Consider the following 22462-nt stretch of genomic DNA (forward strand, 5'->3'; position numbering starts at 1 on the left):
CCCGTCATGATCTGCCGCCGCCGTACGTCGGGGCCCTCGGGCCGTGGGTGGGCCACGCCTTCCGCCGGAACGTGGTCCCGTGTTCTTCCGGGGGCGGGGCCGTGGAACTGAGCGCCGACGGGGGGACGGAGACCGCGGGGGTGGGAGTCACCACCGGATTTCTGGCGCGCAGGCTCGGAGTGTCGCCCACGACGCTGCGTTCCTGGGACCGGCGGTACGGTCTGGGGCCCGCCGTGCGGGCGGACGGGCGTCACCGCCGCTGGTCCCCCGACGACGTGGCCATGGTCCAGGAGATGTGCCGGCTGACCGCCGCCGGTCTGCCTCCCGCCGAGGCGGCCCGCGCCGCGAAGGAGACGGCTCGCGACCATGTCACGGCTTCACCGGCCATCGCCTCCCGGACGCGGACCACCGCCCTCACAGGCACCCCCGCCCCTACAGGCACCCCCGCCCGTACGCGCCCAGGCGTCCGGTTCCCGGATCGGTCGTCGAAGGCGGATCCGGGACCGGGGACACGGGGATCGCGGCCGGACACCGGGGTGCCGCCGGGAGACGCGGCGCGGGAGTGCCGGGGTCTCGCGCGTGCCGCCGTCCGGCTGGACGCCCTCGCCGTCCAGGAACGACTGGCGGCGGCCGTCCGCAACCACGGCCTGGCCGGGGCCTGGGAGGACGTGATGGTCCCCGCCCTGCGGGCCGTCGGCCGCAGGTGGGAGTCCTCGGGGGACCGTCACGTCGAGGTCGAGCACCTACTGACCTGGCACGTCTCCGCCACCCTGCGACACGTCTATGTTCGAGGGGCGGACCGCACAACGCCCGGCGCGGCGTCGCCCGTCGTACTCGCCTGCGTCCCGGGCGAACAGCACACCCTGCCCCTGGAGGCGCTGCACGCGGCACTGGCGGAACAGCGGGTACCCGCCCTGACGCTCGGTGCCTCCGTCCCGTCCGAGGCACTCGTCGCGGCGGTGCAACGCGTCGGTCCCCCGGCGGTCGTCCTGTGGTCCCAGGCGTGGTCCACGGCGAACCTTCCGCTCGCCCGCCACCTCGCCGAGACGCGCTGGGGTGTACGGGGGGCACGGACCCGGAGCCGGATCCTGCTGGGCGGACCGGGCTGGGGTACGCAGCAGGGCCCCGGACTCCTGCGCCCGAGGCACCTCGCCGAGGCACTCCGTATGATCACCGCGCCGGACGACCAGCCGGACGACCGGACAACGGGCCCGACGGCCCCGGAGCACTCCTGACCCGACGGCTCCATGGCGCCTCCGCCCCGGCCACACGCGCTCGCGTCCGGCGCCCTTCGGGCATGTCCCGACACCCCGAACAGCGACACCGTGGACCGGAGCACCTAGGACCGCAGGAATTCCGCCAGGCCCTCCAGCAGCCGGTCGACGTCGTCCTTGTCGCTGTACGGCGAGAGACCGACGCGCAGGCCCCCGGCGTCCCCGAGGCCGAGGTGCCGGGACGCCTCCAGCGCGTAGAACGATCCTGCGGGCGCGTGCACTCCGCGGCCCGCGAGGAACACGGAGGCGTCGGCCGCTTCCCGGCCCTCGAACGTCAGCAGCAGCGTGGGCGTGCGATCGGCCGACCGCGAGCGCAGGATGACACCGGGCAGTTCGGCGAGTCCCGCCTCCAACCGTTCGCGCAGGGCTCCCTCGTGTCGCTCGATCGCCGCGAAGGCCGTACGCAGACGGTCCCTGCGCCCGCCCGTCGTGTCGCCCCCGAGTCCGGCGAGGACGTCGATCGCGGCGGTGGTTCCGGCGAGCAACTCGCAGGGCAGCGTTCCCAGTTCGAACCGTTCGGGGACCGTGTCGGTGGACGGCAGCAGTTTGTCCGGGCGCAGTTGCTCCAGCAGCCGCGGGGAGGCGGTCAGGACGCCGTGGTGCGGACCGAGGAACTTGTAGGGGGAGCACACGAAGAAGTCGGCGCCGAGTCGCGCGAGATCCACGAAGGCGTGGGCCGCGTAGTGCACCCCGTCGACGTACAGCAGCGCGCGGGGGTGCCGGTGGACCAGACGGGCGATCTCGGCGATGTCCGGCACGGTGCCCAGCAGGTTGGAGGCGGCGGTGACGGCGACCAGCCGGGTGCGCTCCGTCAGCAGGGCGCCCACCGCGGAGGGCGGGAGTTCACCCGTCTCCGGATCGAAGTCCGCCCAGCGCACCCGGACACCGGCCCGCTCGGCCGCCTGGAGCCAGGGCCGGATGTTCGCGTCGTGGTCGAGACGGCTGACGACGACCTCGTCACCGGGCGCCCAGTCCTTCGCGAGCACGCGGCTGACGTCGTACGTGAGCTGGGTGGCGCTGCGGCCGAAGACGACCCCGGACGGATGTCCGCCCACCAGGTCGGCGACCGCCCGCCGGAACCCCTGGACGAGGTTCTCCGCGTTCACCTCTCCCGGAGTCAGACGCCCCCGGATCGACAGCGGGCCGGTGAGCGCTTCCGCGATCGCCCCGGCCACGCGGGCCGGGGTCTGGGTGCCGCCCGGCCCGTCGAAGTGCGCGACGCCGGACAGCAGGGCGGGGATCTCGGCACGCAGCGCGCCGACGTCGTACGTCACTCGGGCTCCTCACTGGCGGCGTCGCGGCCCGCACCGGCCGGCCGGGAACGGGTTCCGGCGGGCGGTGTCCCGTGACCGGTCGGGCCCGCGCGTTCTCCGGCGATCATGGCAGGCGGCCCGCCGCGGGGGAAGCCGGCGCTGGGGCCGGGCGCGGTCCAGGGCCCACGCCGCTCCCACCGGAGGGACTTGCGCCGATCCATGACGAACGGCCCGGGGCCGGCGACCGGTCACTCCGGTGCCGGCCCCAGGCCGTGAGTCAGGACGCGCCGAAGAGGCCGGGGCCCCTTCACGCGTGGCGGTGCGACCTGCTGTTGCCCGTCAGCACCCGGTACAGAATCAGGAGTATCAGCGATCCCGCGATGGCGGCGATCCAGGTCGACAGGTCGAAGAACCCGTCGATCGAGTCGACACCGAAGATGACCTTGCCCAGCCAGCCGCCGAGCAGACCGCCCGCGACGCCGATCAGCATGGTGATGATGATCCCGCCCGGGTCCTTGCCCGGCAGGAGCAGCTTGGCGATGGCACCGGCAAGCAACCCGATCAGAATCCAAGCGATGATGCCCACAGTTCCTCCGTCGTCCGTCCCTACAGGATGTGACTTCCTCAGTCCGTGTGCGCCGTCCCGGCCGGAACAAACCTGGGAACCTCAGACCGGAGTCCGATCCGCCGCCGCCGCGGCCCTGTTGAGTTCCGCCGTGAACTGGGCCCCGGCCAGCAGAGCGAGGTTGGAGAGCCACAGCCACACGAGGAACACGACGAGGCCCGCGAGGGAGCCGTAGAGCCTGCTGTAGGCGCCGAGGACGGAGGCGTACAGGGCGAACCCGGCGGAGACGGCCAGCCAGAGGAAGGCGGCCAGGATTCCGCCGGGCAGGCTGTGCCGACGACGGCGGGCGGCCTGCGGTCCCGTGTGGAACACGACGAGGACCAGCAGGGCCACCAGACACATCAACAGGGGCCAGCGGAGCAGGTTCCAGGCCAGGGCCACCTGGCCGTCCACGCCGAGGACACGGCCGGCGGCCTCCGCCACGGGGCCGGTCAGCAGCAGGACGAGCGCGCTGACGACGAGCAGCCCGAGAAGGGCCAGCGCGGTCAGCACCAGCCGGTGCGCGGTGCGCCAGGCCGAGCGGTGGTCCGCCACGCCGTGCATGCGGTGCAGGGCCCGGCGGAACACCGCGAGGTAGCTCGACGCGGACCACAGCGCGCTCGCCGCTCCGGTGACCAGCAGCGTCCAGGCGGCGGAGCGTCTGCGCAGCATCTCTCCGAGCGCCTGGTGCAGTTCCGTCCCCGCCTGTGCCGGCGCGTACGCCGTGACGTGCGCGATGAACTGCTCGGCGGTGTCGGGTCCGATCAGGCCGAAGGCGATGACCATGACCAGCAGGGCCGGCAGGACGGCCAGGATCGCGTAGTACGTCAGCGCGGCCGCCCAGTCGGACACGTCGTCGTTCCACATCGAGACGGGGGTGCGGCGCAGCGCCGGCCACCAGAAGGCGGGCAGCCGTGGCCCGTACCGGCGTGGCCGCGCCGGGCGGACCGTGTCGATGACGCCGTTCGGCCGGGACTCAGCGGACATGGGTGGTCCGTCCGTGGCTGCCGCCGTCGCGTTCAGGGCCGGGGCTCCGGCACGGGGCGGCGATGCCTCGTGCTCGCGGGAACCTCGCGACGATTCGTCTGTTCATGCCTCACCTCTCCGCGCCGGTCCGGCCGGCGTTCCCGGCCCCAGGTCCGGCGGGGTCGGTCGAGGCTCTTCTTCCACGCGCGACCGCCCCTACGCCTGCTCACCCGGGAGGTGTCGCGTGAGCCCGGTTCAGGTCAGCGGGACGAACACGTGGACCGTCTTGCCGCCCTCGGGGCGCGGTTCGACGGTGACGGCGCCGGAGAGCCGGATGATCAAGGGCCAGCCGTACCCGTTCGTCCGGTGCGTCCGGGGTATGTCACCGGTGCCGTAGGCCTGGGCGGGGACGGTGTCGCTGTTGTCGCGCACGGCGAGGCGTACGCCCCCGTCGGCCGGCGTCGCGTCGAACCCGGCGAGTCCGTCGCCGTGCCGGATCGCGTTGGTGACCAGTTCCGAGACCACCAGCAGGAGGTCGATGACCGCGTCCGGGTCCGGCCTGCCGGCACCGAAGTGCTCGCGCACCACCATCCGGACGTGGTCGCGTGCGGCCGCGGCGCTGGTGATCGCGCCGCCCGCTCCCGGATCCGGGCCCGCCACGGGTGTGCGGTCGGCCGGCGTCATCGCCCGGTCGCCGGGTCCGGGAGTTCCAGCGCCGCCCCGACGCTGTCCGCGAGGACGAAGAAGCCCTCGGTCCCTGTCACGTCGAAAAGCCTCCGGACGGTGTCGCCGAAGGGCCCGCAGACCACCATGAGAGTGCCGCGGGCCCGGTGTGCGCGCTGTGCTTCGAGCAGGACGTGCAGGATCGACGAGTCGGCGAAGCCGGTCCCCGACAGGTCGACCACCGTGCGTTCCGGGGCCGCCCGGTGCGACAGGCTCAGTGCCTCCTCCAGCCGGAAGGCGCTCTCGTGGTCGATGTCGCCGCCCACGCGCACGACGAACGCGTCCCCGACCGTCCCGTGGGTCACGGTGGCCTCCGGCCCGTCGGACATGTGCACACTCTTTCTCGTACGCTCCCGCGACGGAGCCGGGTCCGCGGGGTACGGCGGCCGGTCACCGCGCGCACTCCGCCACAGGTCACCTGACGACGGCTCATGCGAGCCGCCCCGGTGCAAGGTTTCGATAGTAGATCCCGACGCTGGACAGGTACGCGGGGTCCGAGGTCTCGCGGTCGGTTCTGAACACGGGCGCCGACTTGATCTCCTCGCGGGTGCACGCGACCGTGATCTTCTGGGACTCCGTGTCGATGCCGGCGACGACACCCACGGGAACCAGCACACTCTTTCCGAACACCCAGACTCCCGTGTCGACGACGAGGTGCCGCATCCCCGAGTCGTCGGCCTGACGGTCGACATGCCCGATGGTCCCGTCGGTCGCCTCGACGCTGTAGCCGGCCAGTTCGTTCGCCTCGGGGTGGTCGAACTCCGGCGCGTACGACCAGATGGTGTCGATCGTCATGTGTTCCTCCGTCAACTCGCTCGGTGTCCCCGGCGACGGCCCGCCCTCGGCGGGACGCGGCAGGCGCCGGGGCCCGACGACCGGAATCCGGTTCCGCGTCGTCCCACAGGGCTGCCAATACCCCGCTGTCCGGTGCGCATTCGGCGAAATCCGGCGAGGGACCCGCGAGCGCGGCTCCGTACACCCGAGCGCGCGAGCGGGGCGTACGACGTCAGCCGGCCCCGGGGCTCCGCGCCCCGCCGGACGCGTCGCGCGGCGCGGTGAGGTGCTCCAGCGTTCCCGTGATCTCCAGCAGCCGGTCCAGGCCGCGGGGCCGCCGATCGAGACGCAGGCGCACACCCGCGGCGTCGGTACGGCGCCTGATCATCAGCAGGGTGGACAGGCCCATGGAGTCGATGCTGCCGAGAGCCGCGAAGTCCACACGCAGCTCGAGGAAGCCTCGGAACCGGTCGAAGTTCTGGTCGACGGCCCTCATCAGCTCGTCGCACGTCTCGTGGTCGAGATCGCCGGCGACGTGGATCACGAGCGCGGTGGGCTCGACGTCGACGGTCAGGGTGAAGGCGGGGGGATGTGATGTCGTCATACGGGCTTTCCGGGACCGGGGATCGTGGTGAGCGGCGTTCGTTCTCGGAGGGCCTCCCGCGCGACGGTCTCGGCGTCGGCCGACGACTCCAGCGCGCCGGGGACGACGGCCACGGCACGGCGCTCGTCTGCCTGGTGGACCGCCGACCACGGATGGTCACGGGCCGGACCGAGCGACGGGGCGCCCGGGCGCGGACCGGGCCGCGGCAAGTCACCCCGGCGAGGTCACACGAATGCGACTGTTCCGGCCGGCGTGGTGCCGCCGCGCCCTCCGCGTTCGCGGCACCCGCCGCGTACATCCCGGGCGGGACGCCCACGCCCGTCAGCGGCGGCGGCTGCGCGTCGTCCAGCCCCCGCCGACGCCCGAGAGGTGAAGAGCGAGGAGCGCGAGCCCTATGAGCATGACATTGGTGGACGAGAAGACGTGATTGGTCGAGACCTCACCGGCGTTGATCAGGAACGCGATGAACAGCAGTACGGCGGCGGCGATGCCGAGCATGGGGACTCCTTCGTGAAGATCAGGTGGTCGAGCGATGGAGTCCGGATGCCCCGAGAAAGCCACCCGACACTACGTCGCGTGACGAATCCGCCGTTCCGCCGCCCGGCCGAAGAGTGCAACCACGGGGCGGCCTTCCACAGAAGAGGGGGCGAAAGTACAGGAAAGGGCGCGCCGTGGCAGCGCCCCTCCCGATGGGCGAAAGGACGGGCGATGAAGCTCCAGGACGAACTCCCCCTCGACCACCACCTGGCCGCCGTGTACCGCTGGGGGGCCGCCTTCTGCGGGGTGGTCCTGCTCGTCTTCGGCAGTCTCGGCTTCGCCGACGAACTCAGCCCGTTCGACACGAACGGGAGCGTCGCGGGGATGTCGACCAACGGCGCCCTCAGCCTGGTCTCGGTGACCGTCGGCCTGCTCCTGATCGCCGGAGCCGCCATCGGCGGGAACATCGCCTCCACGCTCAACATGGCGGTGGGAACGCTGTTCCTGCTCAGCGGATTCGTCCACATCTTCATCCTCGACCGGCCCGCCAACATCCTCGGCTTCGGGATGACGAACGTCGTCTTCAGCTTCGTCATGGGGCTGGTGATCCTGACGTTCGGCATGTACGGGCGCGTGTCGAGCAAGCTGTCCCACGACAATCCGTACTGGCAGCACCGCCACCCGCACGAGGCCGCCCGGGAATCCCTGGCCCACAACGGCCGGCGGACACCGGGAGGCGCGCTCACGGCCGGTACGAGGGCGACCGTCGCACGCGGCCCGGCAGAAGGACCCGGCCCGCACCGGGGCGGTTGAACGGTCCGCCCCGGACCCGCGGGCGGCGCTCGACCCGGGTCGCCGGGCAAGCGCCGCCACGGACCACCGCCCTAGGAAACGGTCCCGGCCGAGACCTCCACACGCTCACAGGCGACCGCGGCCTCCACCGGCCCGGTCGCCCGCCACACGCTCTCGTGGTCCTCGGCCAGCCCCAGTCCGGCCAGGCCCTTCAGATGCCCGAGCACGGTGGAGCGGCGGAAGCCCACGGCCGCGGTGAGTTCTGCGACCTCCACTCCCCCGGCGCCCGCTTCCGCCAGCCGCTCCCACGTACGCACGGCGTGACGGCTCAGTCCGCTCTCGCTCACCGTCCTGGACACGGCCTCGGCCCGCTCCCCGTTCTTGTCCTGCCCGGGAATGGGAGGACCTGCCTTCGCCGCCTGCGGGCCGGCCGCCCGCACCTGCTCCCGCACCTCACGCGGCGATCTCCTCGGTCCGACCGGACGGGGCGTCATGTTCACCTTGCGGTGCCTGCGGCCTTTGCTGTGTCGGCTCATCGATTCCTCATCTCCGCCTCGACGATGCTCACAGCAGGAGAACGAGCGAGAGCCGACCAGGTAGTTCAGCCGTTCGAAGGACAGGAACCGGCTGTCGTCGGGCCCTCGCCGCCCGGGCGCCGCCGCCCTCGGGACGGCTTCCCTCGCCGTACGCGGCTTCCCTCGCCGTACGCGCGCAGCGCCACCCGACCGGGCGGCGCCCCCGCGCGTACGCTCACCGCGGTCAGTGGAGCGGACCGGACATACCGACGCCCCGACTGTGCAGAGTCAGGACCTCGTGCGGCTGCGCGAGGGGCGGGGCGGCCGCGGCCGCCTTCGGCGAGACCGCCGGGGACATCCCGCTCCCCAGCAGTGCGGCCTGCCGCGCGCCCCGCCGCTCCTCCCCGGCCACGAGCAGGGCGTCGGCGGCGGCGACGGCCTCACGCACGCGGGTCGTCCCCGTCATCACACAGAGTGTGTACGTGACGTCCTCCAGGCCGCGGGCCGTCTCCGGGGTCTCCTTCTCGGCGTACGCGATCTTCAGGGCCGCGTAACGCGTCAGCAGCCTACGGACAACCTTCGGGTCGGGCACGAGCACGGCGAGGGCTCCTCTCTCGAGTTTTCGTCCGTGTGCCCGGGTTCGCGGCGGTTCATTCGCAACAACCGCCCCAGACAACCTATTTGGCCCAACGTGGCCTCGATGACGAAATCCCGCCCCCTTCAAGGTGTGCGCGGTGCGGACCGGCGTACCGCGAAAGGTGTGACGTAAGGGAAATAGGGCACTTGGGGATTCACGGCCTGTCCGGGCCGGTCCGGCGGCGGGCGCGGCCGCCGGTTGCGCCGGTGGTCGCATCGCGGCTGCCCGCGCCCGAGAACCCGCACGAGAAATCTGTGTGAAGGAAAGGAACATGGCGACTTCCACGAAACCGAATTACACGGTCCCCGGCATCAGCACGCACGACGGCGGCCGGATCATCGAGGTGCTGAGCATGCGACTGCACGCGCTCAACGACCTGTCGCTCACGCTGAAACACATCCACTGGAACGTGGTGGGCCCGCATTTCATCGCCGTGCACGAAATGCTCGACCCGCAGGTGGACCGCGTGCGAGAGATGGCGGACGACACCGCCGAAAGGATCTCCGCGCTCGGCGGGGTTCCGCACGGCACACCGGGGGCGCTCGTCGCCGAACGGACCTGGGACGACTACAGCGTCGGCCGCGCCGACGCCATCGCCCACCTCGGTGCCCTCGACCTCGTCTTCACCGGGATCGTGGAGGAACACCGCTCGGCCGTCGCCGAGGTCGGCAAGATCGATCCGGTGACCGAGGACCTCCTCATCGAACAGCTTCGCGCGCTCGAACATTTCCAGTGGTTCGTCCGGGCGCACCTGGAGAGTTCGGGCGGGTCCCTGTCGCAGGTCGGGGCGCGCACGGAGAACGAGGCCGCGCGATCGGCCCGGCAGGACGCCGCGCGTTAGGACCTGTCCGTCCCGATCAGGCAGCGGACGCGGGAAGCCGGCACGCGCCTGTGGGGCACGACGGCGGTACACGACGGTGCGGGGCCCGGACCGGGAGCGGAGGTCCGGGCCCCGCCGACGCGACCGCCGGGCCCCGTGTCACCCCCGGGCGAGGTAGCTGCGCACGGTCGTTCCGGACTCGTCGCTGTGCACACGTACGAGGTCCGAGAGGTAGTGCACGAGGAACAGGCCCCGTCCGCCGATCTGATCGGGACGTACGGGATGCCGGCCCGCCAGTGGGTCGCTCAGCCGTCCCTGGTCCTGTGCCTCGCACACGATCCGCTCGCTCTCGGCCCAGATCCGCAGGGTCCCCGAACCGCCCCCGTGCACCACGCTGTTGGTCGTCAGTTCCGCCACGACGAGGTTCAGGTCCTCCAGCCGGGCCCCTGACATCCCCCGGCTCCGGGCCTCGGTCAGGGCGAAGTCACGGGCGACGGGCAGGAGTTCGGCGTCGAAGCGGACAGTCGCGGCTCCCGGCGGATGGCGCAGCACCTGATTGAAGCGGGCCAGCACACCGTCCGGGTCGTAGGACGGGCCCGCGCACTGCCTCCCGGCGCCGATCACCACGGGGTGCGTGGCGTGGGCGTCGGCGATCACGTCCGGGGAGAGGGCGAGCGCGTCGTACGGGCAGAGGATCGTTACTTCCCGTCCCGCGAACGCCCGGTTGATCAAGGCTTCGTGCTGGACGCAGGCCGGGTACTCCTCCGCCGTGCGACCCGGCCAGATGGGCTCGCCGATGATACGTACGCGGACGCCTCGATGGGCGTCGGTGAACGCCCGCAGGACCGAGGGGATGATCCGGCCCGGGTTCCGGCCGGCCCGCGCCATGTCGATCCAGCGGACGCCGGCGCCGAGCGGTCCGAGCGCGTCGCGGACGAGTTCGAGGCGCGGGCGGGGAACGGCCACCGCCACCGGCTCCCCCGCGGCTACGCCGTCGGAGACGAAGCGTGTCGTCTCTTCCACGTACTCACGGTCGTCGCGGTAGATGAACGCCGGATGGACGAACGGTTCGCCGTGGAGTGCCGCCGTCGTCATGGCACGACCACCACGGCTCGGGGCCGGTGACCGCGGAGCGATGCCGCGCCGGGGTACGCCAGAGGCGAGCGCGACTGCGCCCGGCCGACTCTCCGCTCGATACCCACGGACTCACCCCGTGGGCCATTTTACGTCGCCGCTCCGACAGCGCGGCAGGCACCCGGCCGTGCCGGCGCCCCGCGACCGCGCCCGGTCCCCGAATGAACGCCTCCATCCCGCATCCGAACGGCGTCCGCGGCGGGAAGCAACCTTGCCCGCCGGTCAGGGGAGGCGAGGCGTTCGCGTCCCGCGGAATTTCGGAAACCGGGTGGCATGAGCGGTGTGATGCGGGGCAGACGGCCCCTGTCATCAATTTCCTGTGGACGATGTGGGGTGGACGGCATGGCAGCCGTGACGGCAGTGAGGGCAACGGACACGGCGCACCGGGCAGCGACGACCGTGGAGGGCACCCTTCCGCAGATCGACGAGCCGCTGAAGGTCAGTCCGAGGGACGCGCGGGAGCTGTCCCGCCAGTTCTTCGACCGGCTCTCCGTTCTGGAGGAGGGCACCCCTGAACACCAGTACGCGCGCAACACCCTGATCGAGATGAACCTCTCCCTCGTCCGCTACGCCGCCGCCCGCTTCCGCAGCCGCAGCCAGGGCGAGATGGAGGACATCGTCCAGGTCGGCACGATCGGGCTCATCAAGGCCATCGACCGTTTCGAGCTGTCCCGCGAGGTCGAGTTCACCTCCTTCGCGGTCCCTTACATCGTCGGTGAGATCAAGCGGTTCTTCCGCGACACGAGCTGGGCCGTCCATGTGCCCCGCCGGTTGCAGGAAGCGCGCGTCGAGCTCGCCAAGGCGACCGAGGAACTGCGCACCCGCCTCGGCCGTACGCCCACGACCCGTGAGCTGTCCGAGCTGATGTCCCTGTCCGAGGAAGAGGTCATCGAGGCCCGCAAGGCGTCGAACGGCTACAACTCCTCGTCCCTCGACGCCGCCCTCACGGCCGACGGCGGCGCGGACGGCGAGGCGGTCCTCGCGGACTTCATCGGTGCGGAGGACCCCTCGCTGGAACTGGTCGAGGACTTCAACTCCCTGGCACCGCTGATCGCCCAGCTCGACGAGCGTCAGCGCCGGATCATTCACCTGCGCTTCGTCGAGGAGCGCACCCAGGCGCAGATCGGTGAGGAGCTCGGCATCTCGCAGATGCACGTCTCCCGGCTGATCACCCGCATCATCAAGCGGCTGCGCACCGGGCTCCTCGACCCCGCGGTCGCCTGACACTCCCGCACGTCACCGCCCGTACGCCGATCCCGTCGGCCCGCCCCGGACTCCGGTCCGGGGGCGGGCCGACGGGATTTTCGTGTACGAGGTCCCGGCGATCCGGACCGAGAGGGTCCTGTGTATCCACTTCACTCCAAGTTATTCCTGCCACCGGCGACATTTTCGGGCCCCTGAAGAATTCCCTCCCGCGCTTTGTTCCGTCCCGGTCGTCTGGGTTAGCCTGCGGCGTATTTTCTTAACGGGACGTCCCGTGATCTGCGGGAATCCCACGGGCAGACGGGGGACCGTCCGTGGGCCCGGCGCGGTTCCGAGTTCCGTGTCACGGGACTCCAGGGGAGCGGAACGAGGGTGGCCATGACCAGGGCAGCGAGCGGGACGTCCGTACGGACGCCGGGTGAGCAGGAGTTGCGGCAACTGCTGGCCGGACTCACCGCCGTGCGCGACGGCGACTTCGGCACCCGGCTCCCCGACGAGGCCGGTGGCCTCCTGGGTGACATCGCCACCGTCTTCAACGGCATGGTCGACCAGTTGTCGGTGTTCACCTCGGAAGTGACCCGGGTGGCCCGCGAGGTGGGCACGGAGGGAACGCTCGGCGGTCAGGCGGAGGTACCGGGCGTTTCGGGCACCTGGGCCGACCTCACCGACTCGGTCAACGCCATGGCGGGAAATCTCACCACCCAGGTCCGCGACATCGCGCAGGTGGCCACCGCGGTCGCCAAGGGTGATCTCTCGCAGAAGATCGACGTGCCCGCGCGCGGTGAGATCCTCCAGCTGAAGGAGACCGTCAACACGATGGTCGACCAGCTCTCCGCGTTCGCCGACGAGGTCACCCGCGTCGCCCGCGAGGTCGGCACCGACGGACGCCTCGGCGGACAGGCCCAGGTTCCCGGGGTCGGCGGCGTCTGGCGCGACCTCACCGACTCGGTGAACTTCATGGCCGGCAACCTCACCGCCCAGGTCCGTAACGTGGCCCAGGTGACCACGGCGGTGGCCCAGGGAGATCTCTCCCAGAAGATCACCGTGGACGCGCGTGGCGAGATCCTGGAGCTGAAGAACACCATCAACACGATGGTCGACCAGCTCTCCGCCTTCGCCGACGAGGTCACCCGCGTCGCCCGCGAGGTCGGCACCGACGGCCGTCTCGGCGGACAGGCCGACGTCAAGGGCGTCAAGGGCACCTGGCGCGACCTCACCGACTCGGTGAACTTCATGGCGGGCAACCTCACCGCCCAGGTCCGCTCCATCGCCCAGGTGGCCACCGCGGTGGCCAAGGGCGACCTGTCGCAGAAGATCACCGTGGACGCGCGGGGCGAGATCCTGGAACTCAAGGAGACCATCAACACGATGGTCGAGCAGCTCTCGGCGTTCGCCGACGAGGTCACCCGCGTCGCCCGCGAGGTCGGCACGGCGGGCAACCTGGGCGGACAGGCCACCGTGCGGGGCGTCTCGGGCACCTGGAAGGACCTCACCGACAACGTCAACGTCATGGCGTCGAACCTGACCGGCCAGGTCCGCTCCATCGCGCAGGTGGCGACGGCCGTGGCCCGCGGCGACCTGTCGCAGAAGATCACCGTGGAGGCGGAGGGCGAGGTCGCGGCCCTGGCCGATGTCATCAACACGATGGTCGACACGCTGTCCGCGTTCGCCGACGAGGTCACCCGCGTCGCCCGCGAGGTCGGCACCGAGGGACGTCTCGGCGGCCAGGCCCACGTGCCCAATGTGGCGGGCACCTGGAAGGACCTGACCGACAACGTCAACTCGATGGCCAACAACCTCACCGGACAGGTGCGCAACATCGCCCTGGTGACGACGGCGGTGGCCAAGGGCGACCTGTCCAAGAAGATCGACGTCGACGCCCGGGGCGAGATCCTCGAACTCAAGACGACCATCAACACCATGGTCGACCAGCTCTCCGCCTTCGCCGCGGAGGTCACCCGCGTCGCGCGGGAGGTCGGCAGTGAGGGCAGGCTCGGCGGCCAGGCCGAGGTGGAGGGTGTCTCCGGCACCTGGAAGCGGCTGACCGAGAACGTGAACGAACTGGCCGGCAACCTCACGCGTCAGGTCCGCGCGATCGCCGAGGTCACCGGCGCCGTGGCCGAGGGCGACCTGACCCGGTCCATCACCGTGGAGGCCTCGGGCGAGGTCGCCGACCTGAAGGACAACATCAACTCCATGGTGGAGTCGCTGCGGGAGACCACGCGCGCCAACCAGGAGCAGGACTGGCTCAAGACGAACCTGGCCCGTATCTCCGGTCTCATGCAGGGATACCGCGACCTGGACGTGGTGGCCGACCTCATCATGGACGAGCTCACCCCGCTGGTCGCCGCGCAGTACGGCGCCTTCTACCTCGCCGAGGAGTCCGCGAAGGGCACGGAGCTCAGGCTGGTCGGCTCGTACGGATATCCCGACGAGGACGGGCGCCCCACCCGTATCCCCCTCGGCCGCTCGCTCGTCGGGCAGGCCGCCCGCAGCCGCCGGGCGATCACGGTGGACGACGTGCCGCCGGGCTACGTCACCATCTCCTCGGGTCTCGGACAGACCGCGCCGACGGCCCTGGTGGTGCTGCCCATCGTCGTCGAGGAGCAGGTGCTCGGCGTCATCGAGCTCGCTTCGGTCACCCGCTTCAAGCAGGGCCACCGGACGTTCCTGGAACAGCTGATGGAGACCATCGGCGTCAATGTCAGCACCATCGTGGCCAACGCCCGCACCGATGAGCTGCTGGGCGAGTCGCAGCGGCTGACCGCCGAACTCCAGGCCCGTTCCGAGGAGTTGCAGGTCCAGCAGGACGAACTCCAGCGCTCCAACGCCGAGCTGGAGGACAAAGCCTCGCTGCTCGCGACCCAGAACCGCGACATCGAGGCGAAGAACCTCCAGATCGAGCAGGCGCGGCAGGAACTGGAGGCACGGGCGCAGCAGTTGTCGCTGGCGTCCAAGTACAAGTCCGAGTTCCTCGCCAACATGAGCCACGAGCTGCGGACCCCGCTCAACAGCCTGCTCATCCTGGCCCAGTTGCTGGCGCAGAACCCCTCGCGCAATCTCACGCCGAAGCAGGTCGAGTACGCCGGCATCATCCACTCCGCTGGCTCCGATCTGCTCCAGCTCATCAACGACATCCTCGACCTCTCGAAGGTCGAGGCGGGCAAGATGGACGTGAGCCCCGAACGGGTCCCGCTGCGGCAGCTGCTCGAGTACGTCGAGGCCACCTTCCGCCCCATGACCTCGCAGAAGAGCCTGGAGTTCACGGTCAGCACGGCTCCCGGGGCCCCGGTCGACCTGCTCACCGACGACTCCCGGCTGCGCCAGGTACTGCGCAACCTGCTGTCGAACGCGGTCAAGTTCACCGAGCGGGGCCGGGTCGAGCTGCGTATCCAGCCGGCGGCCGACCACGAGATCCCCGCGGGTGTACCGCGCGGCGGCACGATCGCGGCCTTCCAGGTCAAGGACACCGGCATCGGCATCCCCGAGCAGCAGCTGGAGACGATCTTCGGCGCCTTCCAGCAGGCCGACGGCACCACGAGCCGCAAGTACGGCGGCACCGGTCTCGGTCTGTCCATCACCCGGGAGATCGCCCACCTGCTCGGCGGGGCGGTCACCGTCGACAGCACCCCCGGACAGGGCAGTACGTTCACGCTCTTCCTTCCGGTCGCACGGCCCGAGTTCGAGGAACTGCTGGCCGGCGGCCACGCGTCCGAGCCGGACCCGGAGGAGGGCACGGTGGCGCGGACCGAACCGCGGCACAGCGTCGCGGGTTCGACCGGCCTGCCCCGCCAACGGCGACGGCGGCTCCTGGTCGTAGAGGAGCGGCCGCGGGGGCTGCTGACGCTGGTGGCCGAGAGCGCGGTCGGGGATGTCGCGCGCAGCCGTGACGAGGGTGACGCGCGGGACAGCGTCGACGTCATCACCGTCGTCGGGGCGCAGGAGGCGGCGAGTGCCCTGGCCGCGGAACCCTGGCACTGCGTCGTGCTCGAACTGGGCATGCCCGAAGGCGAGACGGCCCGGTTCCTCGAAGCGGTCGAGGGGGACTCGGCCCTGGCGACCGTACCCGTCCTCGTCCACAACGGCAGCCGTGTCGACCTCGCGCAGGAACAGGCGCTCCAGTCCCGCTCGGGCGCACGGTCGCTGGAATTCCTGTCCAGCCTGGACGAGTTGCGCGAACGGATCGCCCTGCACCTGTCCGCGGAGCAGCCGGGGGACGTGGTGCCGCTCGTCCGGGCCGAGGAGGCCAGGCACCAGCCCGCGCGGCCGGTCGACGCCGCCTTCCAGGGCCGTACGGTGCTCGTCGTCGACGACGACGCCCGTAACCTCTTCGCCCTCAGCGGCATTCTGGAGCTGCACGGCTTCCAGGTGCTGCACGCGGAGAACGGCAGGAAGGGCATCGAGACGCTGCTCGGCCGGCCCGAGGTCTCGCTGATCCTGATGGACGTGATGATGCCCGAGATGGACGGGTACACCGCGACCGCCGAGATCCGCAAGATGCCCCGGTACGCCGACCTGCCGATCATCGCGGTGACGGCGAAGGCCATGCCCGGTGACCGGGAGAAGAGCCTGCTGTCGGGTGCCAGCGACCACGTCACCAAGCCGGTCGACACCGACGACCTCATCGCGTGTGTCCGACGCTGGCTCGGGGAGTGACATGACGCCCGGTATCCTCCGCCGCGGCCGTCCGGCGGGACACTCGCCGCCGCCGCCTCTCCCCCGCCCGCCCCAGGGTCCTTGCCGAGGAGTGGCCGCCCGATGAACAGTCCCGAGGCAACCGGCCCGGACGTCCCCGACTCCCCGGACGGCGTCACGGACGCCGGGCAGGCCGGCGACCACCCGGGCGTGGCCCGGACGTCCACGGTCGGCCGGCTGGCCGCCACCGTCGAACGGCTGCGCCGCGAGGTGCGGGCCGCCCAGGCGGAAGCCGACGGGCGGGCCCTCATCGAGCTGGCCAAGGGCATCCTGGTCGAGCGGCTGGGCTGCGGACCGGCGCAGGCCGCCCGCCAGCTCACCGAACTCGCCGAACAGGCCAAGGTGCCGCAGCTCCAGCTCGCGGTCGAGATCATCAACCAGGCGGCGCACGACCGGCTTTCGGAGGTGACCAGCGCCTTCCTCTCCACCACCGCGGACCCGCCGAAGGACGACGCTCCCGCCGTACGGCTGCGCGCGGCCGAGAGCGGCGCGCTGGCGGCCGGCGACACCCAGGCGGTGGCCGACTCCCTGCTCCAGCACGCGCTGACCCCGCTCGGCGCGGTCGCGGTGGCCATCTGGGCGGCGGACGCCGACGGCTCGCTCTCGCTGGCGGGCAGCGCGGGGTTCTCGGCGGCCGAGGCCCGGCGCTGGCGTTACGTTCCGCCGGGCGTGGCGACGATGGCACGCCGTGCTCTGTCCGACCGTACGGCGCACTGGGCCGGCTCGCTGGCGGACACCGGGCTGCCGTCGATCGGGCACGCGGAGTATCCGGACGGCGGACGGGTCGCGGTACCGGCGGGATCCGGGGGCCGGCTGCACGGTGTCCTGGAGATCGCCTGGCCCTCCGCCCTCGGACCTCAGCCACCGCAGGTGGTCCGTCAGGTCGAGGCGCTGGCCGAACTGTGCTCGCACACGCTGGAGACCCACCCGCGGCCGGGCGACCACCAGGACGTGCGGGGCACGGCCGACGTCTACGAACTGATCGACCTGGTGGACGGGCTGCACGATCCGGCCCTGGTCCTGGTGCCCCAGCTCGACGACAAGGGACGGCTCACCGACTTCCGCATCCGCCATGTGAACGGGCGCTTCCTCGATCCGGCCGGCCGGCCGCGCGGCACGGTTCAAGGGGCGCTGCTGCTCGAGGCCTACCCGCTGGCCGCAGGGGACAGCGGCCTGTTCCAGTGCGTCGAGCGCGTCTACGCCACCGGAGAGGCCTTCCGGGCCCGGCGCATGGATCTGACGGCACTGGTCGACCAGGTGCGGCTGTCGGCCGTGGCCGACATCAGCGTCAGCCGGCACGGTGGATGTGTGCTGCTCATCTGGCGCATAGAGGACGAGACGGCACGGCTGGCGAGCCTGCTCCAGCACGCCCAGCGGCTCGGCAGGATCGGCGGTTTCGAGGAGAACCTGCTGACCGGCGAGACCATCTGGAACGAGACGCTCCTCGATCTGTACGGCCGCTCCCCCTCGGGCGCTCCCGTCCCGCTGGAGGAACTGGCCGCCCACGCCCACCCCGACGACGCCGTCACCATCGGCCGCTTCCTGCGGACCGTCCTGCACCATCGCCGGCCGGCCACGGCCGCGTTCCGGTTGCAGCGCCCCGACGGGGTGACCCGGCACATCCGCGTGGTGGCCGAGCCGGTGCTGGACTCCGACGACCGGCTGTTCGTGGTCCGCGGGGCCTATCAGGACATCTCGGCGCAGCACTGGACCGAGGTGGCGCTGGCCGTGACCCGCGACCAGCTGGCGCACACCGAACAGCAGGCGCACGAGCGCAACCGGCTGACCCTCCAGCTCCAGCACGCGATCATGCCGCCGGCCCATGCGCCGTTGCGGGCCCCGGGCCTCGACGTGGCGGTGCGCTACCGGCCGGCGGAGACCGAGCAGCTCGTCGGCGGTGACTGGTACGACGCCGTCGTGCTGTCCTCGGGACTGGTCCTGCTGTGTGTCGGCGACGTCGCCGGCCACGGGATCGAGGCCGCGACCAGCATGGTGGTGCTGCGCAACGCGCTGCGCGGACTCGCCGTGACGGGTGCGGGGCCCGGGCAGCTGCTGTCCTGGCTCAACATCGTGGCGCACCATCTGACGGGCGGGATCACCGCCACCGCGGTCTGCGGGATCTACGATCCGCGCAGCCGCGTCCTTCGCTGGGCGAGGGCCGGACATCTGCCGCCGGTTCTGGTCCGGGACGAGGACGCCAATCCGCTGCCGCTCCTCAAGGGCATCCTGCTCGGCGCCGTCCCCGAGGCGACGTTCGAGGAGGACGAGGTGCAGCTGGAGGTCTCCGACACGCTGCTGATGTACACGGACGGTCTGATCGAACGCCGTGACCGCTCGGTGGAGGTGTCGCTGCGCCAGCTGCTCAACGCGGCCCGTACGACGTCCGGGACGCTGGACCATCAGCTCGACCGGCTCCTGACGTACAGCAGGTCCGACACCGACGACGACACCTGCATCGTCGGCATCCGGGTGGAGTAGGCCCGTACGAACGGGTGGATCAGCCCTGTACGAAGGGGTGGAGCGGGCCCGTACGAAGGGTGGAGTCGGCCGAAACGGATGCGGCCCCGCGGGCAGCCGGGGGGAGTGACTGCCTGCGGGGCCGTACAGCTCGGGCTTAGCCAGGGGGGTAGCTTCCCGAGCTGTCCCAGAATGCTGGTGCCCCGGTCTCGGCGAAGCATGCACACGAGTTTCCGGCGGGTTTTCCCCTCGTATGGCCGAGCGACGGGCTCAGGAACGTTCCCGCAGGACCCGCAGCAGCGGCTCCAGGGAGTCCGTGACACACCGCGCGGGGATCCCGGCCTCCTCCAGCGCCCGCGCTCGGTCGGGATGGCGGGCGTATCCGAGGAAGCGGACCCCCCGGCGGTGAGCGGCCGCGTGGTCCGCGGGAGTGCCGCCGATCAGCAGCGAGGCGTCCGGATCGGCCCCCATGGCGCTCAGGGCCAGGTCCAGCGCCGCCGGACGGGGCGTGAGCGTTCCCGGGCCGGGAGTCCGGCCGAATATGTGCGGGGCGAAGCAGGGCGTGAGACCTCGTGCGTCCAGGTACGAGGTGACGGCCGGGGCCGAGGTGCCGGTCGCCACGGCGAGCCTCGCCCCGACGGCCGCCCAGGTGTGGATCAGCGGGTCCGCGTACGCCGTCGGCATCGCGGTGCGCACCGCGTCCAGCTCGGTCCGGGTGAGCCACTCGTCGAGCCGGGCGACGGCCTCGCTGCCGGGACATCGACCGACCACCTCCGTCAGGGCGCGGTAGGGATCCGTACGGCCGCGCTCCTCCTCGGTGAGCACCGCGCGCAGGGCCGGTTCCGTCAGCCGGTCCAGCTGGGCCCGCGCCGCGGCCGTCGCCGAGGGGCCGGAGAACAGCCGGCAGATCGGGCCGTCGAAGCGGAACACGACATACCGGGTCCGCGCGACCAGTTCCCGAACGTTCTCGATCCGACTCGTCACCACCTTGGTCTGTCCAGTCCCGGCAGTCACCAATCGAACGAGTGTCGGCCAGTCACCGCCGACCGTCGCGGCTCCGGCTCCGCCACCGGTCCTCCGACGGGTCCGGCCCGGACGGGCGGGGCCGGGCGGGGGTCAATGGGCCATGTCCGCGAGGTGCGGAACCACGCGGGTCAGCCGCAGGACGCCCCACAGGACGATCCCGGCGCCGATCAGCTCGGGGACCAGCCACCAGCCCGTGCGGACGGTCTCGCCGAAGAGCGTGACACCGAGCACCAGGCTGAGCGTCGCGTCGCCGATGGTCAGCGCGGGCTGCGAGGCGGCCAGCGGGCCGGCCTGAAGGGCGTTCTCCAGCAGCAGGACGGCGGTGATCCCGGTCAGGGCGAATCCGTACGTCTGCCACGCGCCGAGGAACGCCGAGAAGCCGTCGTCCTCGAGCGTGCCCACGGCCGATTTGAGGAGGGCCGCGGTCAGCGCGTTGCTGATGGCCGACGCCGTTCCCAGCACGGCGGCGCGGAAGAGCGGCGGGCGGCCGGGGCGGGCCACGGCGACCGCGGCCGCCACTGTTCCCAGACACAGGATCAGTGCCGGGATCCAGCGCTCCATGGAGGCGTCGGACCGTGCTCCCGAGGGCGCGGCCGACAGCAGGACGAGACCGAGACCGGCCACGACCCCGGCGACGGCCTGCCACGCCGCCCGCGACAGACGGCGGTGCAGCAGCGGGACGGCGATCATCAGGGCGAGGGGCAGCTCCAGGATGAACAGGGGCTGCACCAGCGACAGTGGTCCGTTCGCCAGCGCGAGGGCCTGGAAGAGCGCCGCCCCGATCACCCCGGCGATGCCGATCAGCCAGGGCGGCTGCCGGGCCAGCCGGACGATGAGCCGCAGTCCGCCGCCTTCGGTGAGGCGGGAGGCCGCCTTGCGCTGGAACGCCGTGCCCATCGCGTTGCTGGCGGCCCCGAGGAGGGCGAACAGCACGGCCAGTCCTGTCACCCCTCCACCATGCCCCGGGACCGGTGTCCGGGCCTCTCTGGGCACGGGCCGCCGGGTCCGCCCCGGGACCGCGTCTGATTCAGCCGGCGATGCGGACAGCGGACAGCGGGCAGCGGGCAGCGGGCAGCGGGCAGCGGGTCGGCTGGACGAGGCGCGCCGGGGTGAAACACCGATGACGGGGCACACGCCCTCTGGAGCCCCGTCATCCCATCCCCGTGGTGACGGGGCTTCGCTCCGCTCGCGGCACCGGGGCCTCCCGCGTCGGCCGTCTCCCTTCCCCGTTCTCGAAGTCGCCGCTCCCCGCCCGTTCCGGCCCGCCCGCGTCCCCGGGCCGATCAAAATGCGCGACGGCATGGATGGGAGGAGCGTGGTGGCAAAGGGAGGAGTGCCATGGGCACGAAGGCCGCGCCCGCTCGGCGGGACGACCGCCTGGGATGGCTGCGCGGCTCGCCCCCTCCGCGCTGGGTACGGCTGCTGCCGCCCGTTCTGCTGGTGGGCGTCTGCGCGGGAGAACTCGCGAGCAGTGAGCCGCTGGACATCGGCTTCCTGCTGGGCGCCATCCCCTCCCTGGCCGTCCTCTCCTACGGCCCCCTGGCGACGGCCGCCTTCGGCGCGGTCGTCGTGGTCCTGCTGAACGTCCCCGCACTCCGGCTCAACCATCCGGGCAACGCGGACCTGCTCACCATCGGCTTCATCGCCGTGCTCAGCGTGTTCGTGGCCCTCGTCCGCACCCGCAGGGACGCCCATCTGGTCACCGTGCGCTCGGTGGCGGAGGCCGCCCAGCTCGCCGTGCTGCCGCCGCTGCCCGACCGCGTCGGCGCGGTCCGCTGCACCGCGCTGTACCGGCCCGCGCAGCAGGAGACGCTGGTCGGCGGTGACTTCTTCGACGTGCGGGACGGGCCTTTCGGGGTCCGGGCCGTGATGGGCGACGTACAGGGACACGGGCTGTCGGCCGTGGGAACGGTCGCCTCGCTGCTCGGGGCGTTCCGGGAGACGGTGCTGGACCAGCGTGATCTGGAGGCGGCCGCGGCCCGGCTCGATCGCAGGCTGGTCGTGGACTCCGCGTCGGTCGATCACGCCGAACTGTTCGCCACCGCGCTGCTCCTGGAGTTCCCGCCCGGGACCGGTACGGTGCGGCTGGTGTCCTGCGGGCATCCCTCACCCATGCTTCTGCGCGGCACGAAGGCCCTCGAACTCGACACCGAGCCTGGGTCCCCGCTGGGGCTCGGGTTCTTCGAGCTGTCCCCGCCGAAGGTGCGCACCGTCGAGCTGGAGCCCGGCGACCGGCTGTTCATCGCGTCGGACGGCGTGAGCGAGAGCCGGGACACCACCGGCGCCTTCTATCCACTGCCGGACCGGCTGGCCGGGTTCGTCGAGGAGTCGTCGGACGCGCTCGTCGACCGCGTGTGGGAGGACCTGGTCCGGTTCTGCCCGTCGATCCGCGACGACGTCTCCATCCTGGTCCTGTCGCCATGGCCCCGCGGTGACCGGGGCGGGCGCGCCGCCGGCGACACCGGCGCGGACGAGGACACCGGCGCGGAGGCCGACGGCGGCTGAGAG

The 22462-nt window shown here is 71.8% G+C and carries 20 protein-coding genes; 7 read left to right on the plus strand and 13 right to left on the minus strand.

Annotated features, from left to right (window positions below; translation table 11 throughout):
- Window positions 1-140 precede the first annotated feature (140 nt).
- Complete coding sequence (locus ABZV42_RS04660) at window positions 141-1235, plus strand: MerR family transcriptional regulator (protein WP_355990162.1); 1095 nt, start codon at window positions 141-143, stop codon at window positions 1233-1235.
- A 104-nt stretch (window positions 1236-1339) separates the two neighbouring features.
- Here ABZV42_RS04660 and ABZV42_RS04665 read toward each other — a convergent pair whose 3' ends face one another.
- The 8 genes from ABZV42_RS04665 to ABZV42_RS04700 form a co-directional block, all read right to left on the minus strand.
- The gene (locus ABZV42_RS04665) at window positions 1340-2548 is read right to left on the minus strand and encodes a cysteine desulfurase-like protein (protein ID WP_355990165.1); all 1209 of its coding nucleotides are present in this window, start codon (window positions 2546-2548) and stop codon (window positions 1340-1342) included.
- 286 nt (window positions 2549-2834) lie between these two features.
- Window positions 2835-3113: a GlsB/YeaQ/YmgE family stress response membrane protein gene (locus tag ABZV42_RS04670; protein WP_339127434.1), complete on the minus strand. Its 279-nt coding sequence runs from the start codon at window positions 3111-3113 to the stop codon at window positions 2835-2837.
- 81 nt (window positions 3114-3194) lie between these two features.
- Window positions 3195-4118, minus strand: coding sequence for a YihY/virulence factor BrkB family protein (locus ABZV42_RS04675; protein ID WP_355990168.1), 924 nt, complete (start codon window positions 4116-4118; stop codon window positions 3195-3197).
- A gap of 234 nt (window positions 4119-4352) precedes the next feature.
- Window positions 4353-4781, minus strand: coding sequence for an ATP-binding protein (locus ABZV42_RS04680; protein WP_355990171.1), 429 nt, complete (start codon window positions 4779-4781; stop codon window positions 4353-4355).
- A complete protein-coding gene (locus ABZV42_RS04685; protein ID WP_355990174.1) occupies window positions 4778-5149 on the minus strand; it encodes an STAS domain-containing protein in 372 nt (123 codons plus the stop codon). Before ABZV42_RS04685 ends, ABZV42_RS04680 begins: the two co-directional genes overlap by 4 nt.
- Before the next feature lie 100 nt (window positions 5150-5249).
- Window positions 5250-5615 (minus strand): PRC-barrel domain containing protein, encoded by a 366-nt coding sequence (locus ABZV42_RS04690; protein WP_355990177.1) that lies wholly within the window; start codon window positions 5613-5615, stop codon window positions 5250-5252.
- A gap of 211 nt (window positions 5616-5826) precedes the next feature.
- Complete coding sequence (locus ABZV42_RS04695; protein ID WP_355990179.1) at window positions 5827-6198, minus strand: STAS domain-containing protein; 372 nt, start codon at window positions 6196-6198, stop codon at window positions 5827-5829.
- 321 nt (window positions 6199-6519) lie between these two features.
- On the minus strand, window positions 6520-6696 hold the full coding sequence (locus tag ABZV42_RS04700; protein ID WP_355990182.1) for a hypothetical protein: 177 nt from the start codon (window positions 6694-6696) through the stop codon (window positions 6520-6522).
- Between the two features lie 210 nt (window positions 6697-6906).
- Between ABZV42_RS04700 and ABZV42_RS04705 the strand changes: the two genes are divergently transcribed.
- Window positions 6907-7488: a DUF4383 domain-containing protein gene (locus ABZV42_RS04705; RefSeq protein ID WP_355990185.1), complete on the plus strand. Its 582-nt coding sequence runs from the start codon at window positions 6907-6909 to the stop codon at window positions 7486-7488.
- Window positions 7489-7559: 71 nt separating this feature from the next.
- Here the strand turns inward: ABZV42_RS04705 and ABZV42_RS04710 are convergent, their stop codons facing one another.
- Entirely contained in the window at window positions 7560-8003 is a 444-nt protein-coding gene (locus ABZV42_RS04710) for a hypothetical protein (protein ID WP_355990188.1), read from the minus strand.
- A gap of 223 nt (window positions 8004-8226) precedes the next feature.
- Window positions 8227-8580, minus strand: a complete 354-nt coding sequence (locus ABZV42_RS04715) for a DUF5133 domain-containing protein (RefSeq protein WP_355990190.1) — start codon at window positions 8578-8580, stop codon at window positions 8227-8229.
- A gap of 310 nt (window positions 8581-8890) precedes the next feature.
- On the opposite strand from ABZV42_RS04715, the gene ABZV42_RS04720 reads away from it, so the two are divergent.
- Window positions 8891-9460: a DNA starvation/stationary phase protection protein gene (locus ABZV42_RS04720; protein WP_355990192.1), complete on the plus strand. Its 570-nt coding sequence runs from the start codon at window positions 8891-8893 to the stop codon at window positions 9458-9460.
- A gap of 138 nt (window positions 9461-9598) precedes the next feature.
- Here the strand turns inward: ABZV42_RS04720 and ABZV42_RS04725 are convergent, their stop codons facing one another.
- The gene (locus ABZV42_RS04725) at window positions 9599-10534 is read right to left on the minus strand and encodes an anti-sigma factor RsbA family regulatory protein (RefSeq protein ID WP_355990195.1); all 936 of its coding nucleotides are present in this window, start codon (window positions 10532-10534) and stop codon (window positions 9599-9601) included.
- 381 nt (window positions 10535-10915) lie between these two features.
- Here ABZV42_RS04725 and ABZV42_RS04730 point away from each other — a divergent pair, with 381 nt between their 5' ends.
- The 3 genes from ABZV42_RS04730 to ABZV42_RS04740 all read left to right on the plus strand — a co-directional run bounded on the left by ABZV42_RS04730 (window position 10916) and on the right by ABZV42_RS04740 (window position 18949).
- On the plus strand, window positions 10916-11797 hold the full coding sequence (locus tag ABZV42_RS04730; RefSeq protein WP_355990197.1) for an RNA polymerase sigma factor SigF: 882 nt from the start codon (window positions 10916-10918) through the stop codon (window positions 11795-11797).
- A 357-nt stretch (window positions 11798-12154) separates the two neighbouring features.
- Window positions 12155-16432 (plus strand): HAMP domain-containing protein, encoded by a 4278-nt coding sequence (locus ABZV42_RS04735; protein ID WP_355987327.1) that lies wholly within the window; start codon window positions 12155-12157, stop codon window positions 16430-16432.
- Between the two features lie 102 nt (window positions 16433-16534).
- A complete protein-coding gene (locus tag ABZV42_RS04740) occupies window positions 16535-18949 on the plus strand; it encodes a SpoIIE family protein phosphatase (protein ID WP_355987329.1) in 2415 nt (804 codons plus the stop codon).
- A 249-nt stretch (window positions 18950-19198) separates the two neighbouring features.
- Here the strand turns inward: ABZV42_RS04740 and ABZV42_RS04745 are convergent, their stop codons facing one another.
- Both ABZV42_RS04745 and ABZV42_RS04750 read right to left on the minus strand, forming a co-directional pair.
- Window positions 19199-19942: an HAD hydrolase-like protein gene (locus ABZV42_RS04745; protein ID WP_355987332.1), complete on the minus strand. Its 744-nt coding sequence runs from the start codon at window positions 19940-19942 to the stop codon at window positions 19199-19201.
- A gap of 102 nt (window positions 19943-20044) precedes the next feature.
- Window positions 20045-20902 carry a DMT family transporter gene (locus tag ABZV42_RS04750; RefSeq protein ID WP_355987334.1) on the minus strand — a complete coding sequence of 286 codons (858 nt, stop codon included), beginning with the start codon at window positions 20900-20902 and terminating at the stop codon, window positions 20045-20047.
- Between the two features lie 390 nt (window positions 20903-21292).
- Here ABZV42_RS04750 and ABZV42_RS04755 point away from each other — a divergent pair, with 390 nt between their 5' ends.
- The gene (locus ABZV42_RS04755) at window positions 21293-22459 is read left to right on the plus strand and encodes a PP2C family protein-serine/threonine phosphatase (protein WP_355987336.1); all 1167 of its coding nucleotides are present in this window, start codon (window positions 21293-21295) and stop codon (window positions 22457-22459) included.
- The last annotated feature ends 3 nt before the right edge of the window (window positions 22460-22462 follow it).

The organism is Streptomyces sp. NPDC005281, from assembly GCF_040607495.1.
In the GTDB taxonomy this organism is placed as follows: Bacteria; Actinomycetota; Actinomycetes; order Streptomycetales; family Streptomycetaceae; genus Streptomyces.

Coding starts and splice junctions, on each gene's coding strand:
- ABZV42_RS04720 (WP_355990192.1), top strand. CDS start 8,891: ATGGCGACTTCCACGAAACCGAATTACACGGTCCCCGGCATCAGCACG.
- ABZV42_RS04675 (WP_355990168.1), bottom strand. CDS start 4,118: ATGTCCGCTGAGTCCCGGCCGAACGGCGTCATCGACACGGTCCGCCCG.
- ABZV42_RS04695 (WP_355990179.1), bottom strand. CDS start 6,198: ATGACGACATCACATCCCCCCGCCTTCACCCTGACCGTCGACGTCGAG.
- ABZV42_RS04730 (WP_355990197.1), top strand. CDS start 10,916: ATGGCAGCCGTGACGGCAGTGAGGGCAACGGACACGGCGCACCGGGCA.
- ABZV42_RS04685 (WP_355990174.1), bottom strand. CDS start 5,149: ATGTCCGACGGGCCGGAGGCCACCGTGACCCACGGGACGGTCGGGGAC.
- ABZV42_RS04725 (WP_355990195.1), bottom strand. CDS start 10,534: ATGACGACGGCGGCACTCCACGGCGAACCGTTCGTCCATCCGGCGTTC.
- ABZV42_RS04740 (WP_355987329.1), top strand. CDS start 16,535: ATGAACAGTCCCGAGGCAACCGGCCCGGACGTCCCCGACTCCCCGGAC.
- ABZV42_RS04690 (WP_355990177.1), bottom strand. CDS start 5,615: ATGACGATCGACACCATCTGGTCGTACGCGCCGGAGTTCGACCACCCC.
- ABZV42_RS04680 (WP_355990171.1), bottom strand. CDS start 4,781: ATGACGCCGGCCGACCGCACACCCGTGGCGGGCCCGGATCCGGGAGCG.
- ABZV42_RS04755 (WP_355987336.1), top strand. CDS start 21,293: ATGGGCACGAAGGCCGCGCCCGCTCGGCGGGACGACCGCCTGGGATGG.
- ABZV42_RS04705 (WP_355990185.1), top strand. CDS start 6,907: ATGAAGCTCCAGGACGAACTCCCCCTCGACCACCACCTGGCCGCCGTG.
- ABZV42_RS04735 (WP_355987327.1), top strand. CDS start 12,155: ATGACCAGGGCAGCGAGCGGGACGTCCGTACGGACGCCGGGTGAGCAG.
- ABZV42_RS04700 (WP_355990182.1), bottom strand. CDS start 6,696: ATGCTCGGCATCGCCGCCGCCGTACTGCTGTTCATCGCGTTCCTGATC.
- ABZV42_RS04710 (WP_355990188.1), bottom strand. CDS start 8,003: ATGAGCCGACACAGCAAAGGCCGCAGGCACCGCAAGGTGAACATGACG.